Below are 14,396 nucleotides of genomic sequence, written 5' to 3' on the forward strand. Positions count from 1 at the left end.
AATTGAACGAATGAATCGCTACACCGCTCCCGTGCGCGACATGAAGTTCGCGCTCTACGACGTCATCGGCGCCGACAAGCTCTACGCGAAGCTCGGCATCGAGCATGCCCAGCGCGACCTGCTCGACGCGGTGATGGAAGAGGCCGCGAAGTTCACCCAGTCCGTGCTCGCCCCGCTCAACGGCGTCGGCGACGAGCACGGCTGCGTGCACGACAAGGACACCGGCGCGGTCACCACGCCGCCGGGCTTCAAGGAGGCCTACGCGCAGTTCGTGGAGGGCGGCTGGGCCGGCATCACCGCGCCCGAGGCGATGGGCGGCCAGGACCTGCCGGAAAGCTTCGGCGCCGCGCTGAAGGAAATGATCGACGCGGCGAACCTGAGCTGGGGCAACTACCCGCTGCTCTCGCACGGCGCCACCGAGGCGCTCAAGCACCACGGCGAGGATTGGCAGAAGGAGGTCTTCCTCAAGAAGATCATCGCCGGCGAGTGGACCGGCACCATGTGCCTGACCGAGCCGCACTGCGGCTCCGACCTGGGCCTGCTCAAGACCAAGGCCGAGCCGCAGGCCGACGGCACCTACAAGATCAGCGGCACCAAGATCTTCATCACCGGCGGCGAGCACGACTTCACCGACAACATCATCCACCTGGTGCTGGCGCGCCTGCCGGACGCGCCCGCGGGCGTGAAGGGCATCTCGCTGTTCATCGTGCCCAAGGTGCAGGTGGCGCGCGACGGCACGGTCGGTGCGCGCAACGCGGTGCGCTGCGGCTCGATCGAACACAAGATGGGCATCCACGGCTCGGTCACCTGCGTGATGAACTTCGACGGCGCCCAGGGCTACCTGATCGGCCAGCCGAACAAGGGCCTCAATGCGATGTTCACCATGATGAACACCGCGCGCCTCGCCGTCGGCCTGCAGGGCCTGGCCCTGATCGACCGTGCCTTCCAGAACGCGCTCGACTATTCGCGCGACCGGCTGCAGGGCCGCGCGCTGTCCGGCGCCAAGAACCCGGACAAGCCCGCCGACCCGCTGATCGTGCATCCCGACATCCGCCGCATGCTGCTCACCTGCAAGGCGCTGGCCGAAGGCGGCCGCATGCTGGCCCTGCACGCCGCCACGCTGGTGGACGTGCTCGAGCGTTCGAAGGACGAGGCCGAGCGCAAGGAAGCCGACGTGCTGCTGGGCTTCCTCACGCCGATCGTGAAGGGCCTGCTGACCGAGTGGGGCAACGAGTGCACCTACCACGCGCTGCAGTGCTTCGGCGGCCACGGCTACGTGCGCGAGTGGGGCATGGAGCAGCTGGCGCGCGACGCCCGCATCACCACCATCTACGAAGGCACCACCGGCATCCAGGCGCTCGACTTGCTGGGCCGCAAGACCATGCAGCTCCAGGGCGCCGGCCTGCAGCAGTTCCTGAAGATGATCCAGGCCTTCTGCACCGAGCACGCCACCGACGCGTCGCTGACCGAGTTCGTGCTGCCGCTGGCCGAGATCGCCAAGCAGTGGGGCGAGCTGACGATGGAAGTGGGCAAGAAGGCGATGGCCAACGCGGACGAAGTCGGCGCGGCTTCGGTCGATTACCTCTTCTACTCCGGCTACGTCGCGCTGGCGTTCTGGTGGGCGAAGGCGGTGGCGGCGGCCGAGGCCGGTGCGCACCCGGCCGAGTTCAAGACCGCAAAGCGCGAGACCGCGCGCTTCTATTTCGCCCGCATCCTGCCGCGCACGCAGTCGCATGCGGCGGCGATGCGCAGCGGCAGCGGCAACCTGCTGGCGCTGGACGCGGCGCTGTTCGACAGCTGAGGACGCCCGGCGCCCGCGGGCGCGCATTCGTTCAGGCCGGGTGACGGCGAAAGTGAACGGCAGCGTATCGGTTTCGCTGCCGTTTCTTTTTGCGCGACTAGACTGGCGCCATGACCAAGCCGCCTGCGCCGGAACCCGCTGAAATGACGCCGCGCCAGCGGCGCGCGTGGATCCTGTTCGCGCTGCTGATGGTGCTGCTGATCGTGCTGTTCGACTGGAACTGGTACAAGCGGCCGGTGCAGGCGGCCGTGGCGTCGGCCACCGGCCGCAGCTTCGTGATCGAGGGCGACCTCGAAGTGGACCTAGCGTTTTTCCGGCCGACGATCATTGCCCACGGCGTCGTGCTCGGGAATGTCGACTGGTCGGACGCGCCGGAAATGTTCCGTGCGGAACGGGTCGAGGTGCAGTGGGCGTTCTGGCACCTGTTCGCAGGCCGCGTGTACCTGCCGCAAGTCCGGCTCGACGGCGCCGCGCTGCATCTCGAGCGCGACCAGGCGCTGCGCGCGAACTGGCGCTTCAACGATGAAGCCCGGGATGACGGGAAACCGGCGCGCACGCCGGACATCGACCAGCTCTGGGTCACCGACAGCCGGTTCCGCCTGGTCGAGGCGCCCTTGCGCACCGACCTCGCGGTGCAGGTTCGCAGCGGCCTGCCGGCCGACGGCGAAACCTTCCCGCCGCTGCTGCTCAGCGGCGACGGCCGCTATCGCGGCAACGATTTCCTGCTCCAGGGCCGGGTGGATTCGCCATTGCTGCTGGCCGACGCCGAAGAAAAATTCCGGATCGACCTGGAGGCGCGCGCCGGCGCGACCCGCATGCGCGCCACCGGCGCCCTGGCCACGCCGCTGCAACTCGCGGATTTCGACCTGGGCTTCGAGATCAGCGGCGACGACATGGCCGACCTCTACCCCGTGCTGGGCCTCGCGATCCCCACCACGTCGGCGTACCGGCTCGAAGGCCAACTGGCGCGCGAGGACGGCATCTGGAGCTATCGCGGGATGAGCGGCGTGGTGGGCGACTCCGACCTGGCCGGCGAAGTGATCGTCGACGGCACGCGCGGGCGCACGCTGCTGCGCGCCGACCTGCGCTCGGACCAGCTGGATTTCGACGACCTCGCCGGCTTCATCGGCGGCAAGCCCACCGTGGGCGAAGGCAACCGGCCAGTGCAGGCCACGGCGGGCACCCGGCTGTTCCCGGACGCGCCCTACGACCTGGCCAAGCTGCGCGCGATGGACGCCGACGTGAAGCTCAAGGCGCGCCGGGTCACCTCGCCGACGCTGCCGCTGGAATCGCTGGACGGCCACCTGGTGCTGGTGGACGGCGAGCTCAAGCTCGACCCGCTGTCGCTCGGCGTCGCCGGCGGCCAGGTCGATACCGTGGTGCGCCTGGACTCGCGTCAATCGCCGATCGCGGTGGACATCGGGCTGACCGCGCGCCGGCTCGAGCTGCCCAAGCTGGCGCCTGACGCCGCGCCGGAAAGCACCGGCCGCATCGGCGCGCGGATCGACCTCCGCGGCCGCGGCAATTCGCTGGCCGCGTTCATGGCCTCCGCGAACGGCGACCTCGACCTGGCGATGGGCCCGGGCCAGATCAGCAACCTCACGCTCGAGCTGGCCGGCCTCGACATCGCCGAAGCGCTGCGCTTCCTGCTCGGCAAGGACCGCGTGGTGCCGGTGCGCTGCGGCTTCGCCGACTTCACCGTCGTCGACGGCACGATGACGCTCGACAACTTCGCCTTCGACACCACCGACACCCTGCTGCTGGCCGAGGGCAGCGCCGACCTCGGCGACGAGTCGCTGGACCTGCTGCTCAAGCCGCGTCCGAAGGACGCCAGCCCCTTCAGCCTGCGCTCGCCGCTGCGCGTCGGCGGCACCTTCAAGTCGCCGACGATCCGGCCGCAGGGCGGCCCGCTGCTGCTGCGCAGCGCCGCGGCCGCCGCGCTGTTCGCGGTGGCTCCGCCTGCGGCGCTGCTGGCCCTGGTCGAAACCGGCCCGGGCAAGGACGCCGACTGCCTGAAGCAGGTCGCGCCCAAGCCCTGAAACGACGAAACCCGCCAATCGGCGGGTTTCCTCTTTCGCCTCGCCCCGGGGTTCGGGCCAGGCTTTCACGATTGGTCGGGACGGTGAGATTCGAACTCACGACCCCTAGCACCCCATGCTAGTGCGCTACCAGGCTGCGCTACGCCCCGATCGTTGGTGTTTCCCGGCCGGAGCCGGGCTGGCGATTATACGGAATTTCCGGCTCAGCGGCGCAGGAGCTGGAGGACTTCTTCCAGCTCCATGCGGACCTGCTTGACGATCTGCGCCGACATGCTGGTCTCGACGCGGCCGACCTCGCCTTCCAGGCGCTGGCGGGCGCCGGAAATGGTGTAGCCCTGTTCGTACAGCAGGCCGCGGATCTGGCGGATCATCAGCACGTCGTGGCGCTGGTAATAGCGGCGGTTGCCGCGGCGCTTCACCGGCTTGAGGCTGGTGAACTCGGTTTCCCAATAGCGCAGCACGTGCGGCTTGACGTCGCACAGCTCGCTGACCTCTCCGATTGTGAAGTAGCGCTTCGCCGGGATCGGCGGAAGCTCCCGATTACTGCCCGGATCCAGCATAGGCCTCCACGCGCTCCTTCAGCTTCTGTCCCGGACGGAAGGTGACGACGGTGCGGGCGGAGATGGGAATCTCCTCGCCGGTCTTGGGGTTGCGGCCGGGCCGCTGGTTCTTCTGGCGCAGGTCGAAATTCCCGAAGCCGGACAGCTTGACCTGCTGCCCACGCTCCAGCGCTTCCCTCAACGCATCGAAGAAGGAGTCGACGAATTCCTTGGCCTCGCGCTTGTTCAAGCCAACCTGCTCGAACAGACGTTCCGCCATTTCGGCCTTTGTCAGTGCCATAACATCCCCTGTACCCCGCCGTTGCCGGCGGCCATCATGACCTCAGCCGCGCGCCGCAGTCCCTGGCCAGCGCCTCGAGGGCGGTGGCGACGGCCTGGTCGGCGTCGCGGTCAGTTAGGGTGCGTGAAACGTCCTGCAGAATCAAGCCCATAGCCAGACTCTTTGAGCCGCTGTCTAGGCCCGGGCCGACGTAGCGGTCGAACAGCCGGACCTCGCGCAGCAGGCCGCCCAGCGCGGTCCGCAGGCTGGCCTCCAGGGCCGCCCACGGGGTCGATTCCGGGACGACGAGCGCGATGTCCCGGCGGACGGACGGGAACCGCGACAGCTCGCCCGCCCTGGGCACGGCCCGGCCGGCGACGGCGGCCAGGTCCAGCTCGAAGCCGACCACCTCCCCGTCCAGGTCTAGGGCCTTGGCCAGGCCCGGGTGCAGGTGGCCAACCCAGCCGACCATCGCACCGTCGCGCCAGACCGCCGCGCTGCGGCCCGGATGGCCGAAGGGGCGGTCGTCGGGGCGGAACTCGGCGCGGGCGCCGGCCAGGGCCAGCAGGCCCTCGACCTGGGCCTTGAGGTCGAAGAAGTCGACTTCGCGGGCATCGGCCGACCACTGCTCGGCCTGGGCCGGGCCGCAGGCCACGGCGGCGATGCGCGCGGTCTCGCGCGGCGCGCCCTCGGCGAGGTGGAACACGCGGCCCAGCTCGAACAGGCGCACGCGCGACTGCTGGCGCGCGCGGTTGCGCACCAGCGCCGAGACCAGCCCCGGCAGCAGCGAGGTGCGCATCACGCCCAGTTCGGCGGTGAGCGGATTGGCCAGCGCCACGGCGCCGTCCTGCAGCTGCCAGGCCGCGAGGCTGTCGGCATCGAGGAAGGCGTAGTTGATGGCTTCGACGAAATCATGCGCGACCAGCTGGCGGCGCAGCACGGCGTCGGCGACGCGGGTTTCGGACGGCGCGACCAGGCGCACCTCGCCGGTGGGCGTGGTGGTCGGGATGGCGTCGTAGCCGTGGATGCGGGCGACTTCCTCGACCAGGTCTTCCTCGATCGCGATGTCGAAGCGGCGGGTCGGCGGCAGCACGCTCCAACCCTCGGCGGTGGCGCTGACCTGCATGCCCAGCGCGCGCAGGATGCGCTCGACCTCGGCATCGGGCACCGACAGGCCGAGCACGCGGGCCAGGCGCGCGCGGCGCAGGGCCACCGGCGCCGGCTGCGGCAGGTGCGCGGGCAGCGTGGCTTCGGTGATGGCGCCGGCGCGGCCGCCCATCACCTGCTGCACCAGCGCGGTGGCGCGCTCGAGCGCGTAGCGCGGCAGCTGCGGATCCACGCCGCGCTCGAAGCGATGCGAGGCGTCGGTGTGCAGGCCGATGCGGCGGGCGCGGCCGATGATGGCGGACGGCGCGAAATGGGCGCTTTCCAGGAACACGCGGGTGGTGGCATCGGTGACGCGGGTGTCCCAGCCGCCCATCACGCCGGCCAGCGCCACCGGGCGGTCGGCGTCGGTGATGACCAGGAAGCCATCGTCCAGTGCCGCCTCGCGCTCGTCGAGCAGCTTCAGCGTTTCACCGGCGCGGGCGCGGCGCACGCCGACCGGGCCCGAGAGCTTGTCGGCATCAAAGGCGTGCATCGGCTGGCCCAGCTCGAGCATCACGTAGTTGGTGATGTCCACCAGCGGGCTGATCGGCCGCAGGCCGGCGCGGCGCAAGCGCTCGGCCAGCCACAGCGGCGTGCGCGCGGCGGGATCCAGGCCTTCGATGACGCGGCCGCAGTAGCGCGGGCAGTCGGCGCCGGCGTGCAGTTCGACCGGCAGCGATGCGCTGGCTTCGAGCCTGGCTTCCGGGATCTGCAGCGCGTTGACCTGCGCGCCCAGCGCCGCGGCCACGTCGAAGGCGACGCCGCGGACGCTGAAGCAGTCGGCGCGGTTGGGCGTGAGCTTGAGCTCGAAGCAGGCGTCCGGCAGGCCGAGGTAAGCGGCGATGCCCTGCCCCACCGGCGCGTCGGCCGGCAGCTCGAGCAGGCCGGAGGCGTCGGCATCCACGCCGAGCTCCTTGGCCGAGCAGAGCATGCCCTGCGAGTCGACGCCGCGCAGTTTCGCGGCCTTGATCGCAATGCCACCCGGCAGGTTCGCGCCGACCGTGGCCAGCGGGGCCTTCAGGCCCGGGCGCGCGTTCGGCGCGCCGCAGACGATCTGCACGGTGCCGGCGCCGGTGGCGACCTGGCAGACCTGCAGGCGGTCGGCTTCCGGATGCTTTTCGCAGGACAGGATCTCGGCGACGACGACGCCGCCCAGGCCTTCGCCCAGCACCTGCGCGTCCTCGACCTCGAGGCCGATCGCGGTCAGGCGCGCGGACAGCGCATCGCGCGAGGCGGCGACGGTGACGTGCTCTCGGAGCCAGCTTTCGGGGAACTTCATGCGAACTGCCTCAGGAAGCGGGTGTCGTTCTCGAAGAAGCTGCGCAGGTCGTTGACGCCGTAGCGCAGCATGGCGAAGCGCTCGACGCCGAGGCCGAAGGCGAAGCCGGTGTACTTCTCCGGGTCGATGCCGCAGGCGCGCAGCACGTTCGGGTGGACCATGCCGCAGCCCAGCACTTCCAGCCAGCGGGTGCTGCCGTCGGGCTGCTGCCAGGCGATGTCCACTTCGGCCGAAGGCTCGGTGAAGGGGAAGTAGCTGGGGCGGAAGCGCATCTCGAAGTCACGCTCGAAGAAGGCGCGCACGAACTCGGCCAGCGTGCCCTTGAGGTCGGCGAAGCTGGAGGTCTCGTCCACCAGCAGGCCTTCGACCTGGTGGAACATCGGCGTGTGGGTCTGGTCGGAGTCGCTGCGGTAGACCTTGCCGGCGGCGATCATGCGCAGCGGCGGCGGGTTCTTGCCCATGAAGCGCACCTGCACGCCGCTGGTGTGCGTGCGCAGCAGGCGGCCGTCCGGGAAGTAGAAGGTGTCGTGCATGGCGCGCGCCGGGTGGTGCGGCGGGAAGTTCAGCGCCTCGAAGTTGTGGTGGTCGTCCTCGATCTCCGGGCCGTCGGCCAGCTGGTAGCCCAGGCGCGCGAAGATGTCGGTGATGCGCTCGAGCGTGCGCGACACCGGGTGCAGGTTGCCGGCCTGGCCGCCGCGGCCCGGCAGGGTCACGTCGATGCGCTCGGAGGCGAGGCGCCTGGCCAGCGCTTCGGCCTCCAGCGTCGCCTTGCGGGCGGCGATGGCGTCGGACAGGGCGTCCTTGGCGCGGTTCACGGCTTCGCCGGCGAGCTTGCGCTGCTCGGGCGCCAGCGCGCCGAGCTGCTTGAGCTGGCCGGTGATGCTGCCGGACTTGCCCAGCAGGGACACGCGCAGGGCGTCGAGCGCCTCGAGCTGCGTGGCGGCTTCGATCTCGGCGAGCGCCGAGCGGGTGAGGTTCTCGAGGTCGGTCATTCCCACATCCAGTGCTTGCTGCCCGTAAACGAAAATGGGGAAGGACTCTCGCCCTTCCCCACCTTCTTCATGCCCGCAAGCGGCTCGCCGCCGCGGACCTTGGCCTTACGCCGCGAGAGCGCGCTTGGCCTGCTCGGCGATCGCGCCAAACGCGGCGGGATCGTGGATGGCGATGTCGGCCAGGGCCTTGCGGTCCAGGGTGACGTTCGCCTTCAGCAGGCCATTCATGAAGCGGCTGTAGCTCAGGCCGTGCAGGCGGGCCGCCGCATTGATGCGGACGATCCACAGGCTGCGGAACTGGCGCTTCTTCTGCTTGCGGCCGATGTACGCGTACTGCTGGGCCTTGGTGACGGCCTGCTTGGCGACGCGGAAGACCTTGCGGCGGGCGTTGTAGTAACCCTTCGCGAGCTTGATGATTTTCTTGTGGCGGCGGCGCGCCGTAACACCACGCTTGACTCGTGCCATGGTTCAGTCCTCCTCAGAGATAGGGCAGCTGGCGCATCAGGCGACCGGAATCCTCGGCGCGGACGTGGTTCGTCTGGCGGAGGTTACGCTTACGCTTGGTGGCCTTCTTGGTGAGGATGTGGCTACGGTTGGCGTGGCCAGCCTTGAACTTGCCGGAAGCAGTTTTCCGGAAGCGCTTGGCGGCCGCCCGATTGGTCTTGATCTTGGTCTTGGCCATGGGTGTCCCTTCTTGGGTTCGTTGTTTACTGACCTGGGCGGTGGCTTGCGCCACGCTTTCCATCCTGCCCTTGTCGGCTTATAAGTCTCTGATTCCCTTGCGGAAACCAGGACAGGTCCATGACGGCTTTGCCCGATGACCTGGGCCCGGATGCCGCACCGGGTGCCCGCCGGAAGCCGGCGAGCCGCGAATTATGCAACAAAATTAGCGACTTGTGTAGGAGGGGCTGTAGGAGGGACTTCAGTCCCGAACCTCTCGGCGAAAGGCTTCGGGCCTGAAGGCCCTCCTACGGGGGGTTACTTCTTCTTGGGGGCGACCATCATGATCATCTGGCGGCCCTCGAGGCGGGGGCGCTGCTCGATGACCACTTCATCGGCCAGGTCGGCCTCGATGCGCTTGGCCATCTCCATGCCCAGCTCCTGGTGGGCCATCTCGCGGCCCTTGAAGCGGATGTTGACCTTGACCTTGTCGCCTTCCTCGAGGAAGCGACGCAGGTTGCGCAGCTTGATGTTGTAGTCGCCGTCGTCGGTGGTCGGGCGGAACTTGAGTTCCTTGATCTCGACGATCTTCTGCTTCTTCTTGGCCGCGTTGGCCTTCTTCTGCAGGTCGAACTTGTACTTGCCGTAATCCATGATCCGGCACACCGGCGGATCGGCGGTCGGCTGGATTTCCACCAGGTCCACGCCCGATTCCTCGGCCAGCGCGATCGCTTCGTCGCGCGTGAGCACACCGACCATCTCGCCGTCCAGGCCGATCACGCGCACGCGCGGGACCCGGATCTCGAGGTTCTTGCGGTTGCCCTTGTCTGTAGATGAAGTATTGATTCGATTAATCCTGTTGTGTGTAACCCGAACCGGTCGCCTGCATCAGGCAGCCGGGCCATTCTCCGCGCGCAGCTTGTCGAGGAAGCCTTCCAGCGGCATCGTGCCGAGGTCCTCCCCGGACCGCGTGCGCACCGCAATCATCCCATTTTCCTTCTCGCGGTCGCCAACGACCAGCAAATACGGGACTTTCTGCAGCGTGTGCTCGCGGATCTTATAGCCGATCTTCTCGTTCCGCAAATCGGCCTGGACCCGGAAGCCTTGATTCACAAGGGTTTTCCGGACCTGCTCGACCCAGTCGGCCTGGGCGTCGGTGATGTTCATCACCACCGCCTGCACCGGGGCCAGCCAGGCCGGGAAGGCGCCCGAGTGGTTCTCGATCAGGATGCCGATGAAGCGCTCCATCGAGCCGACGATGGCGCGGTGCAGCATCACCGGGTGGCGCTTGGTGGAACTCTCGTCCACATATTCGGCGCCCAGGCGGGCCGGCATCATGAAGTCCACCTGCATGGTGCCCAGCTGCCAGGTGCGGCCGATGGCGTCCTTGAGGTGGTATTCGATCTTCGGGCCGTAGAAGGCACCCTCGCCCGGCAGCTCCTCCCAGGCCACGCCGCAGGCCGACAGGGCGGCGCGGAGGGCGGCCTCGGCCTTGTCCCAGGTGGCGTCGTCGCCCAGGCGGTTCTCGGGGCGCAGGGCGATCTTGATCTGCACGTCCTGGAAGCCGAAGTCCTCGTAGACCTTCAGGGCCTGGCGATGGAAGGCGGTGACCTCGGCCTCGACCTGGTCCGGGGTGCAGAAGATGTGGCCGTCGTCCTGGGTGAAGCCGCGCACGCGCAGGATGCCGTGCAGCGCGCCCGAGGGCTCGTTGCGGTGGCAGGCGCCGAACTCGCCGTAGCGGATCGGCAGGTCGCGGTAGCTGTGCAGGCCCTGGTTGAACACCTGCACGTGGCCCGGGCAGTTCATCGGCTTGAGCGCGTAGGTGCGCTTCTCGGACTCGGTGAAGAACATGTTCTCCTTGTAGTTGTCCCAGTGGCCGGACTTCTTCCACAGGGAAACATCGAGGATCTGCGGGCAGCGCACTTCCTGGTAGCCGGACGCGCGGTAGACGCGGCGCATGTATTGCTCGACCACCTGCCACAGCTGCCAGCCCTTCGGATGCCAGAACACCAGGCCCGGCGCCTCTTCCTGGATGTGGAAGAGCTCGAGCTGCTTCGCGATCTTGCGGTGGTCGCGCTTCTCGGCTTCCTCGAGCTGGGTGAGGTAGGCCTTGAGGTCCTTGTCGTTCAGCCAGGCGGTGCCGTAGATGCGGCTGAGCATCTGGTTGTTGTGGTCGCCGCGCCAGTAGGCGCCGGCCACCTTCATCAGCTTGAACGCGCGCAGCTTGTCGGTGCCCGGCACGTGCGGGCCGCGGCAGAGGTCGGTGAACTCGCCCTGCGAATACAGCGACAGGTCTTCGGTGGCCGGGATGGATTCGATGATCTCGGCCTTGTAGTGCTCGCCCAGGCCCTTGAAGAAGGCCACGGCCTCGTCGCGCGACTTGACGCTGCGGGTGACCGGCAAGGCTTCCTTGACGATCTTCTGCATCTCCGCCTCGATGGCGGGCAGGTCTTCCGGGGTGAACGGACGCTCGTAGGCGAAGTCGTAGTAGAAGCCGTTGTCGATCACCGGGCCGATGGTGACCTGGGTGCCCGGGAACAGGCGCTGCACGGCCTGGGCCAGCAGGTGCGCGGTGGAGTGGCGCAGCACGTCGAGCGCATCGGGGTGCTTCTCGGTGACGATCTCGAGCGCGGCGTCGTTCTCGATGCGGAAGCTGGCGTCCACCAGCTTGCCGTCGACCTTGCCGCCGAGCGCGGCCTTGGCCAGGCCGGCGCCGATGGACGCGGCGACCTCGGCGACGGTGACCGGGTGTTCGAACGGACGCTGGCTGCCGTCGGGGAGCGTGATCTTGATCATGGGTCTCTCATGCGGTCGCGCCCCGGGGGGCGGACATGAAAAAAGGGCGCCGGGCGCCCTTCGCGGATGGCGAGGCGCGGCGGGTCGGTCAGTGGGCGGCGGTAGTGCTCATGTCGCACGCTCGGCGCCGGTTCCCCGGGGCCACCTTGCAGTTCGTTTGACGAGGCAAAGGTAGGCTCCGGCGCTCGCCAAGTCAATGAATCCGCGGCTTCCGGCGCTGTAAGCAAAACGGCCAGGCGAGGGCCTGGCCGTTGCGTCCTTCGTGCACCTTCCGGGGAAGGTGGTGGGCGATACAGGGTTCGAACCTGTGACCCCTACCATGTCAAGGTAATGCTCTACCGCTGAGCTAATCGCCCACGAGGCCGCGCAGTATAACAAGCCCTCCGGGGCGGGCCAAGCCCCCGCGGCGGGCCCGTCAGCGGCACTCGCGCTCGCGGTCGGCGGCGGAGCGCAGGTCGCTGCGGGTGGCCGCGACGCTGACCAGGCAGGCGCGGTGCATCACGCGCTTGAACAGCCCCTCGCCCGGGCGTCCGGTGGCGACCTCGAGCCCGGCCGGCGCCGGCTCGCCCGCCGGCAGCGCCGCCATGCCGGTCAGCAGCCCGCTGGACGCGATCAGGACGACGGCGAGCACGCCGCGCATTTCGATGGTTCCCATGGCATTCCCCTGCATGGGCGTCCGGCGCCGGGCACTCCGGCCTGCGACTGGACGCTTGGACGACGGGTCCCCACCCGCCTGGGCTCTGTTTTAGACCCCTGCCGGAAGTAATGCAAGCACCCGGGTCAGGCCATCAGGCCCTGGGTCCGCAGGCGGTGGATCTCGTCGCGGACCCGGGCGGCCTCCTCGAACTCCAGGTCCTGGGCATGCTTGTGCATCCGCGCCTCGAGCTGCTTGAGCCGGGCGGCCAGCTGCGCCGGGTCGAGCAGGCCGTAGTCGGTGCCGGCTTCCGCCACCTTGCGGCCCTTGCCGCGCCCCTTGGCCTCCTCGGGCTCGCTGCGGGCGCCCTCCATCACGTCCAGCACGGCGCGCTGGATGCTGGTCGGGGTGATGCCGTGCTCGCGGTTGTATTCCACCTGGCGCTGGCGGCGCCGGTCGGTCTCGTCGATCGCGGCCTTCATCGAGTTGGTGATGCGGTCGGCGTAGAGGATGGCCTTGCCGCGGACGTTGCGGGCGGCGCGGCCGATGGTCTGGATCAGCGAGCCGGTGGAGCGCAGGAAGCCCTCCTTGTCGGCGTCCAGGATCGCGACCAGCGAGACCTCGGGCATGTCCAGGCCCTCGCGCAGCAGGTTGATGCCGACCAGCACGTCGAACACGCCCAGGCGCAGGTCGCGGATGATCTCGACGCGCTCCACCGTGTCAACGTCGCTGTGCAGGTAGCGCACCTTGACGTCGTGCTCGGCGAGGTAGTCGGTCAGGTTCTCCGCCATCTTCTTGGTCAGCGTGGTGATCAGGACGCGGTCGCCCTGCTTCACCCGCGCGTGGATCTCGGACAGCACGTCGTCCACCTGGGTCGCCACCGGGCGGATCTCGACCTCGGGGTCGACCAGGCCGGTGGGGCGCACCAGTAGTTCGACCACCTGGTCGCCGGACTTCTCCAGCTCGTACTTGCCCGGCGTGGCCGAGACGTAGATGCTGCGCGGCGCGCGCCGCTCCCACTCCTCGAACTTCAGCGGCCGGTTGTCCAGCGCCGAGGGCAGGCGGAACCCGAACTCCACCAGCGTCTCCTTGCGCGAGCGGTCGCCCTTGTACATGGCGCCCAGCTGCGGGATGGTCACGTGCGATTCGTCCACCACCAGCAGCGCGTCCGGCGGCAGGTAGTCGAACAGGCAGGGCGGCGGCTCGCCGGGCATCTGCCCGGTGAGGTGCCGGCTGTAGTTCTCGATGCCCGAACAGAAGCCGACCTCGGCCATCATCTCGATGTCGTACATGGTGCGCTGCTGCAGGCGCTGCGCCTCGAGCAGCTTGTTGGCCTTGTACAGCTCCTCCATCCGGGCGCTGAACTCGACCTTGATGGTCTCGATGGCGTCCAGCACGGTGCGGCGCGTGGTGACGTAGTGCGACTTCGGATAAAGCGTGTAGCGCTGCAGCTTCCGGGTGATGTGGCCGGTGAGCGGGTCGAACAGGAAGACGCCCTCGATCTCGCCGTCGAAGAGCTGGATGCGCAGGGCCTCGATTTCCGATTCGGCCGGGTGCACGTCCACCGTCTCGCCGCGCACCCGGAAGGCACCGCGGACCAGCTCGGTCTCGTTGCGGCTGTACTGCATCTCGGTGAGGCGGCGGATCAGCTCGCGCTGGTCGATGCGGTCGCCCTTGACCAGGTGCAGCACCATCCGGAAGTACTCGTTCGGGTCGCCCAGGCCGTAGATGGCCGAGACGCTGGCCACCACCACCGCGTCGCGTCGCTCGAGCAGGGCCTTGGTCGCCGACAGGCGCATCTGCTCGATGTGCTCGTTGATGTTGCTGTCCTTCTCGATGAAGGTGTCGGTGCTCGGGATGTAGGCCTCGGGCTGGTAGTAGTCGTAGTAGCTGACGAAGTACTCGACCGCGTTGTTGGGGAAGAAGGACTTGAACTCGCCGTAGAGCTGGGCGGCAAGGGTCTTGTTCGGCGCCAGCACCAGGGTGGGCTTCTGCACCGCCTGGATGACGTTGGCGATGGTGTAGGTCTTGCCCGAGCCGGTGACGCCGAGCAGGGTCTGCTGCGCCAGGCCGGCCTCGAAGCCCTCGACCAGGCGCGCGATGGCCTGCGGCTGCTCGCCTGCGGGCTGGTAGGGCGCGGTGAGTTCGAAGCGATCGGACACGGGGGGAGTCCAGGTTGGGGCAGCCCCTGAGTATAGCCGCCGGCCTACCCCCGGCTTGGTGACCGCCC

At 68.6% G+C, this 14,396-nt stretch carries 12 protein-coding genes and 2 tRNA genes; 2 read left to right on the forward strand and 12 right to left on the reverse strand.

Translation table 11 applies throughout. From position 1 onward, the window contains the following. Positions 1-10: 10 nt before the first annotated feature. Positions 11-1,801: an acyl-CoA dehydrogenase C-terminal domain-containing protein gene (locus tag VFV21_RS02370; protein WP_329667900.1), complete on the forward strand. Its 1,791-nt coding sequence runs from the start codon at positions 11-13 to the stop codon at positions 1,799-1,801. 110 nt (positions 1,802-1,911) lie between these two features. Then, on the forward strand, positions 1,912-3,840 hold the full coding sequence (locus VFV21_RS02375; protein ID WP_329667901.1) for an AsmA family protein: 1,929 nt from the start codon (positions 1,912-1,914) through the stop codon (positions 3,838-3,840). A gap of 72 nt (positions 3,841-3,912) precedes the next feature. Here VFV21_RS02375 and VFV21_RS02380 read toward each other — a convergent pair. From VFV21_RS02380 to uvrB, 12 genes are all read right to left on the reverse strand, one after another. Then, a tRNA-Pro gene (locus VFV21_RS02380) sits at positions 3,913-3,989 on the reverse strand. A 54-nt stretch (positions 3,990-4,043) separates the two neighbouring features. Further along, entirely contained in the window at positions 4,044-4,400 is a 357-nt protein-coding gene (locus VFV21_RS02385) for a MerR family transcriptional regulator (RefSeq protein WP_290884961.1), read from the reverse strand. Then, on the reverse strand, positions 4,381-4,680 hold the full coding sequence (locus VFV21_RS02390; protein ID WP_034210352.1) for an integration host factor subunit alpha: 300 nt from the start codon (positions 4,678-4,680) through the stop codon (positions 4,381-4,383). Before VFV21_RS02390 ends, VFV21_RS02385 begins: the two co-directional genes overlap by 20 nt. A gap of 34 nt (positions 4,681-4,714) precedes the next feature. Beyond that, a complete protein-coding gene (gene pheT, locus VFV21_RS02395) occupies positions 4,715-7,084 on the reverse strand; it encodes a phenylalanine--tRNA ligase subunit beta (RefSeq protein WP_329667902.1) in 2,370 nt (789 codons plus the stop codon). After that, positions 7,081-8,076 (reverse strand): phenylalanine--tRNA ligase subunit alpha, encoded by a 996-nt coding sequence (gene pheS / locus VFV21_RS02400; RefSeq protein ID WP_329667903.1) that lies wholly within the window; start codon positions 8,074-8,076, stop codon positions 7,081-7,083. The genes pheT and pheS overlap by 4 nt, the downstream gene beginning before the upstream one ends. A gap of 105 nt (positions 8,077-8,181) precedes the next feature. After that, the gene (gene rplT, locus VFV21_RS02405) at positions 8,182-8,541 is read right to left on the reverse strand and encodes a 50S ribosomal protein L20 (protein WP_034210348.1); all 360 of its coding nucleotides are present in this window, start codon (positions 8,539-8,541) and stop codon (positions 8,182-8,184) included. Positions 8,542-8,554: 13 nt separating this feature from the next. Next, the gene (gene rpmI, locus VFV21_RS02410; protein WP_034210347.1) at positions 8,555-8,758 is read right to left on the reverse strand and encodes a 50S ribosomal protein L35; all 204 of its coding nucleotides are present in this window, start codon (positions 8,756-8,758) and stop codon (positions 8,555-8,557) included. Positions 8,759-9,054: 296 nt separating this feature from the next. Beyond that, positions 9,055-9,582, reverse strand: coding sequence for a translation initiation factor IF-3 (gene infC, locus VFV21_RS02415; RefSeq protein ID WP_084590568.1), 528 nt, complete (start codon positions 9,580-9,582; stop codon positions 9,055-9,057). 42 nt (positions 9,583-9,624) lie between these two features. Beyond that, on the reverse strand, positions 9,625-11,532 hold the full coding sequence (gene thrS / locus VFV21_RS02420; protein WP_329667904.1) for a threonine--tRNA ligase: 1,908 nt from the start codon (positions 11,530-11,532) through the stop codon (positions 9,625-9,627). Between the two features lie 281 nt (positions 11,533-11,813). Further along, a tRNA-Val gene (locus VFV21_RS02425) sits at positions 11,814-11,888 on the reverse strand. A 59-nt stretch (positions 11,889-11,947) separates the two neighbouring features. After that, the gene (locus tag VFV21_RS02430; protein WP_329667905.1) at positions 11,948-12,187 is read right to left on the reverse strand and encodes a hypothetical protein; all 240 of its coding nucleotides are present in this window, start codon (positions 12,185-12,187) and stop codon (positions 11,948-11,950) included. A gap of 125 nt (positions 12,188-12,312) precedes the next feature. Continuing rightward, a complete protein-coding gene (uvrB, locus tag VFV21_RS02435; RefSeq protein ID WP_329667906.1) occupies positions 12,313-14,328 on the reverse strand; it encodes an excinuclease ABC subunit UvrB in 2,016 nt (671 codons plus the stop codon). Positions 14,329-14,396: the final 68 nt, after the last annotated feature.

This window comes from Arenimonas sp., from assembly GCF_036275555.1.
Taxonomy (GTDB): Bacteria; Pseudomonadota; Gammaproteobacteria; order Xanthomonadales; family Xanthomonadaceae; genus Arenimonas.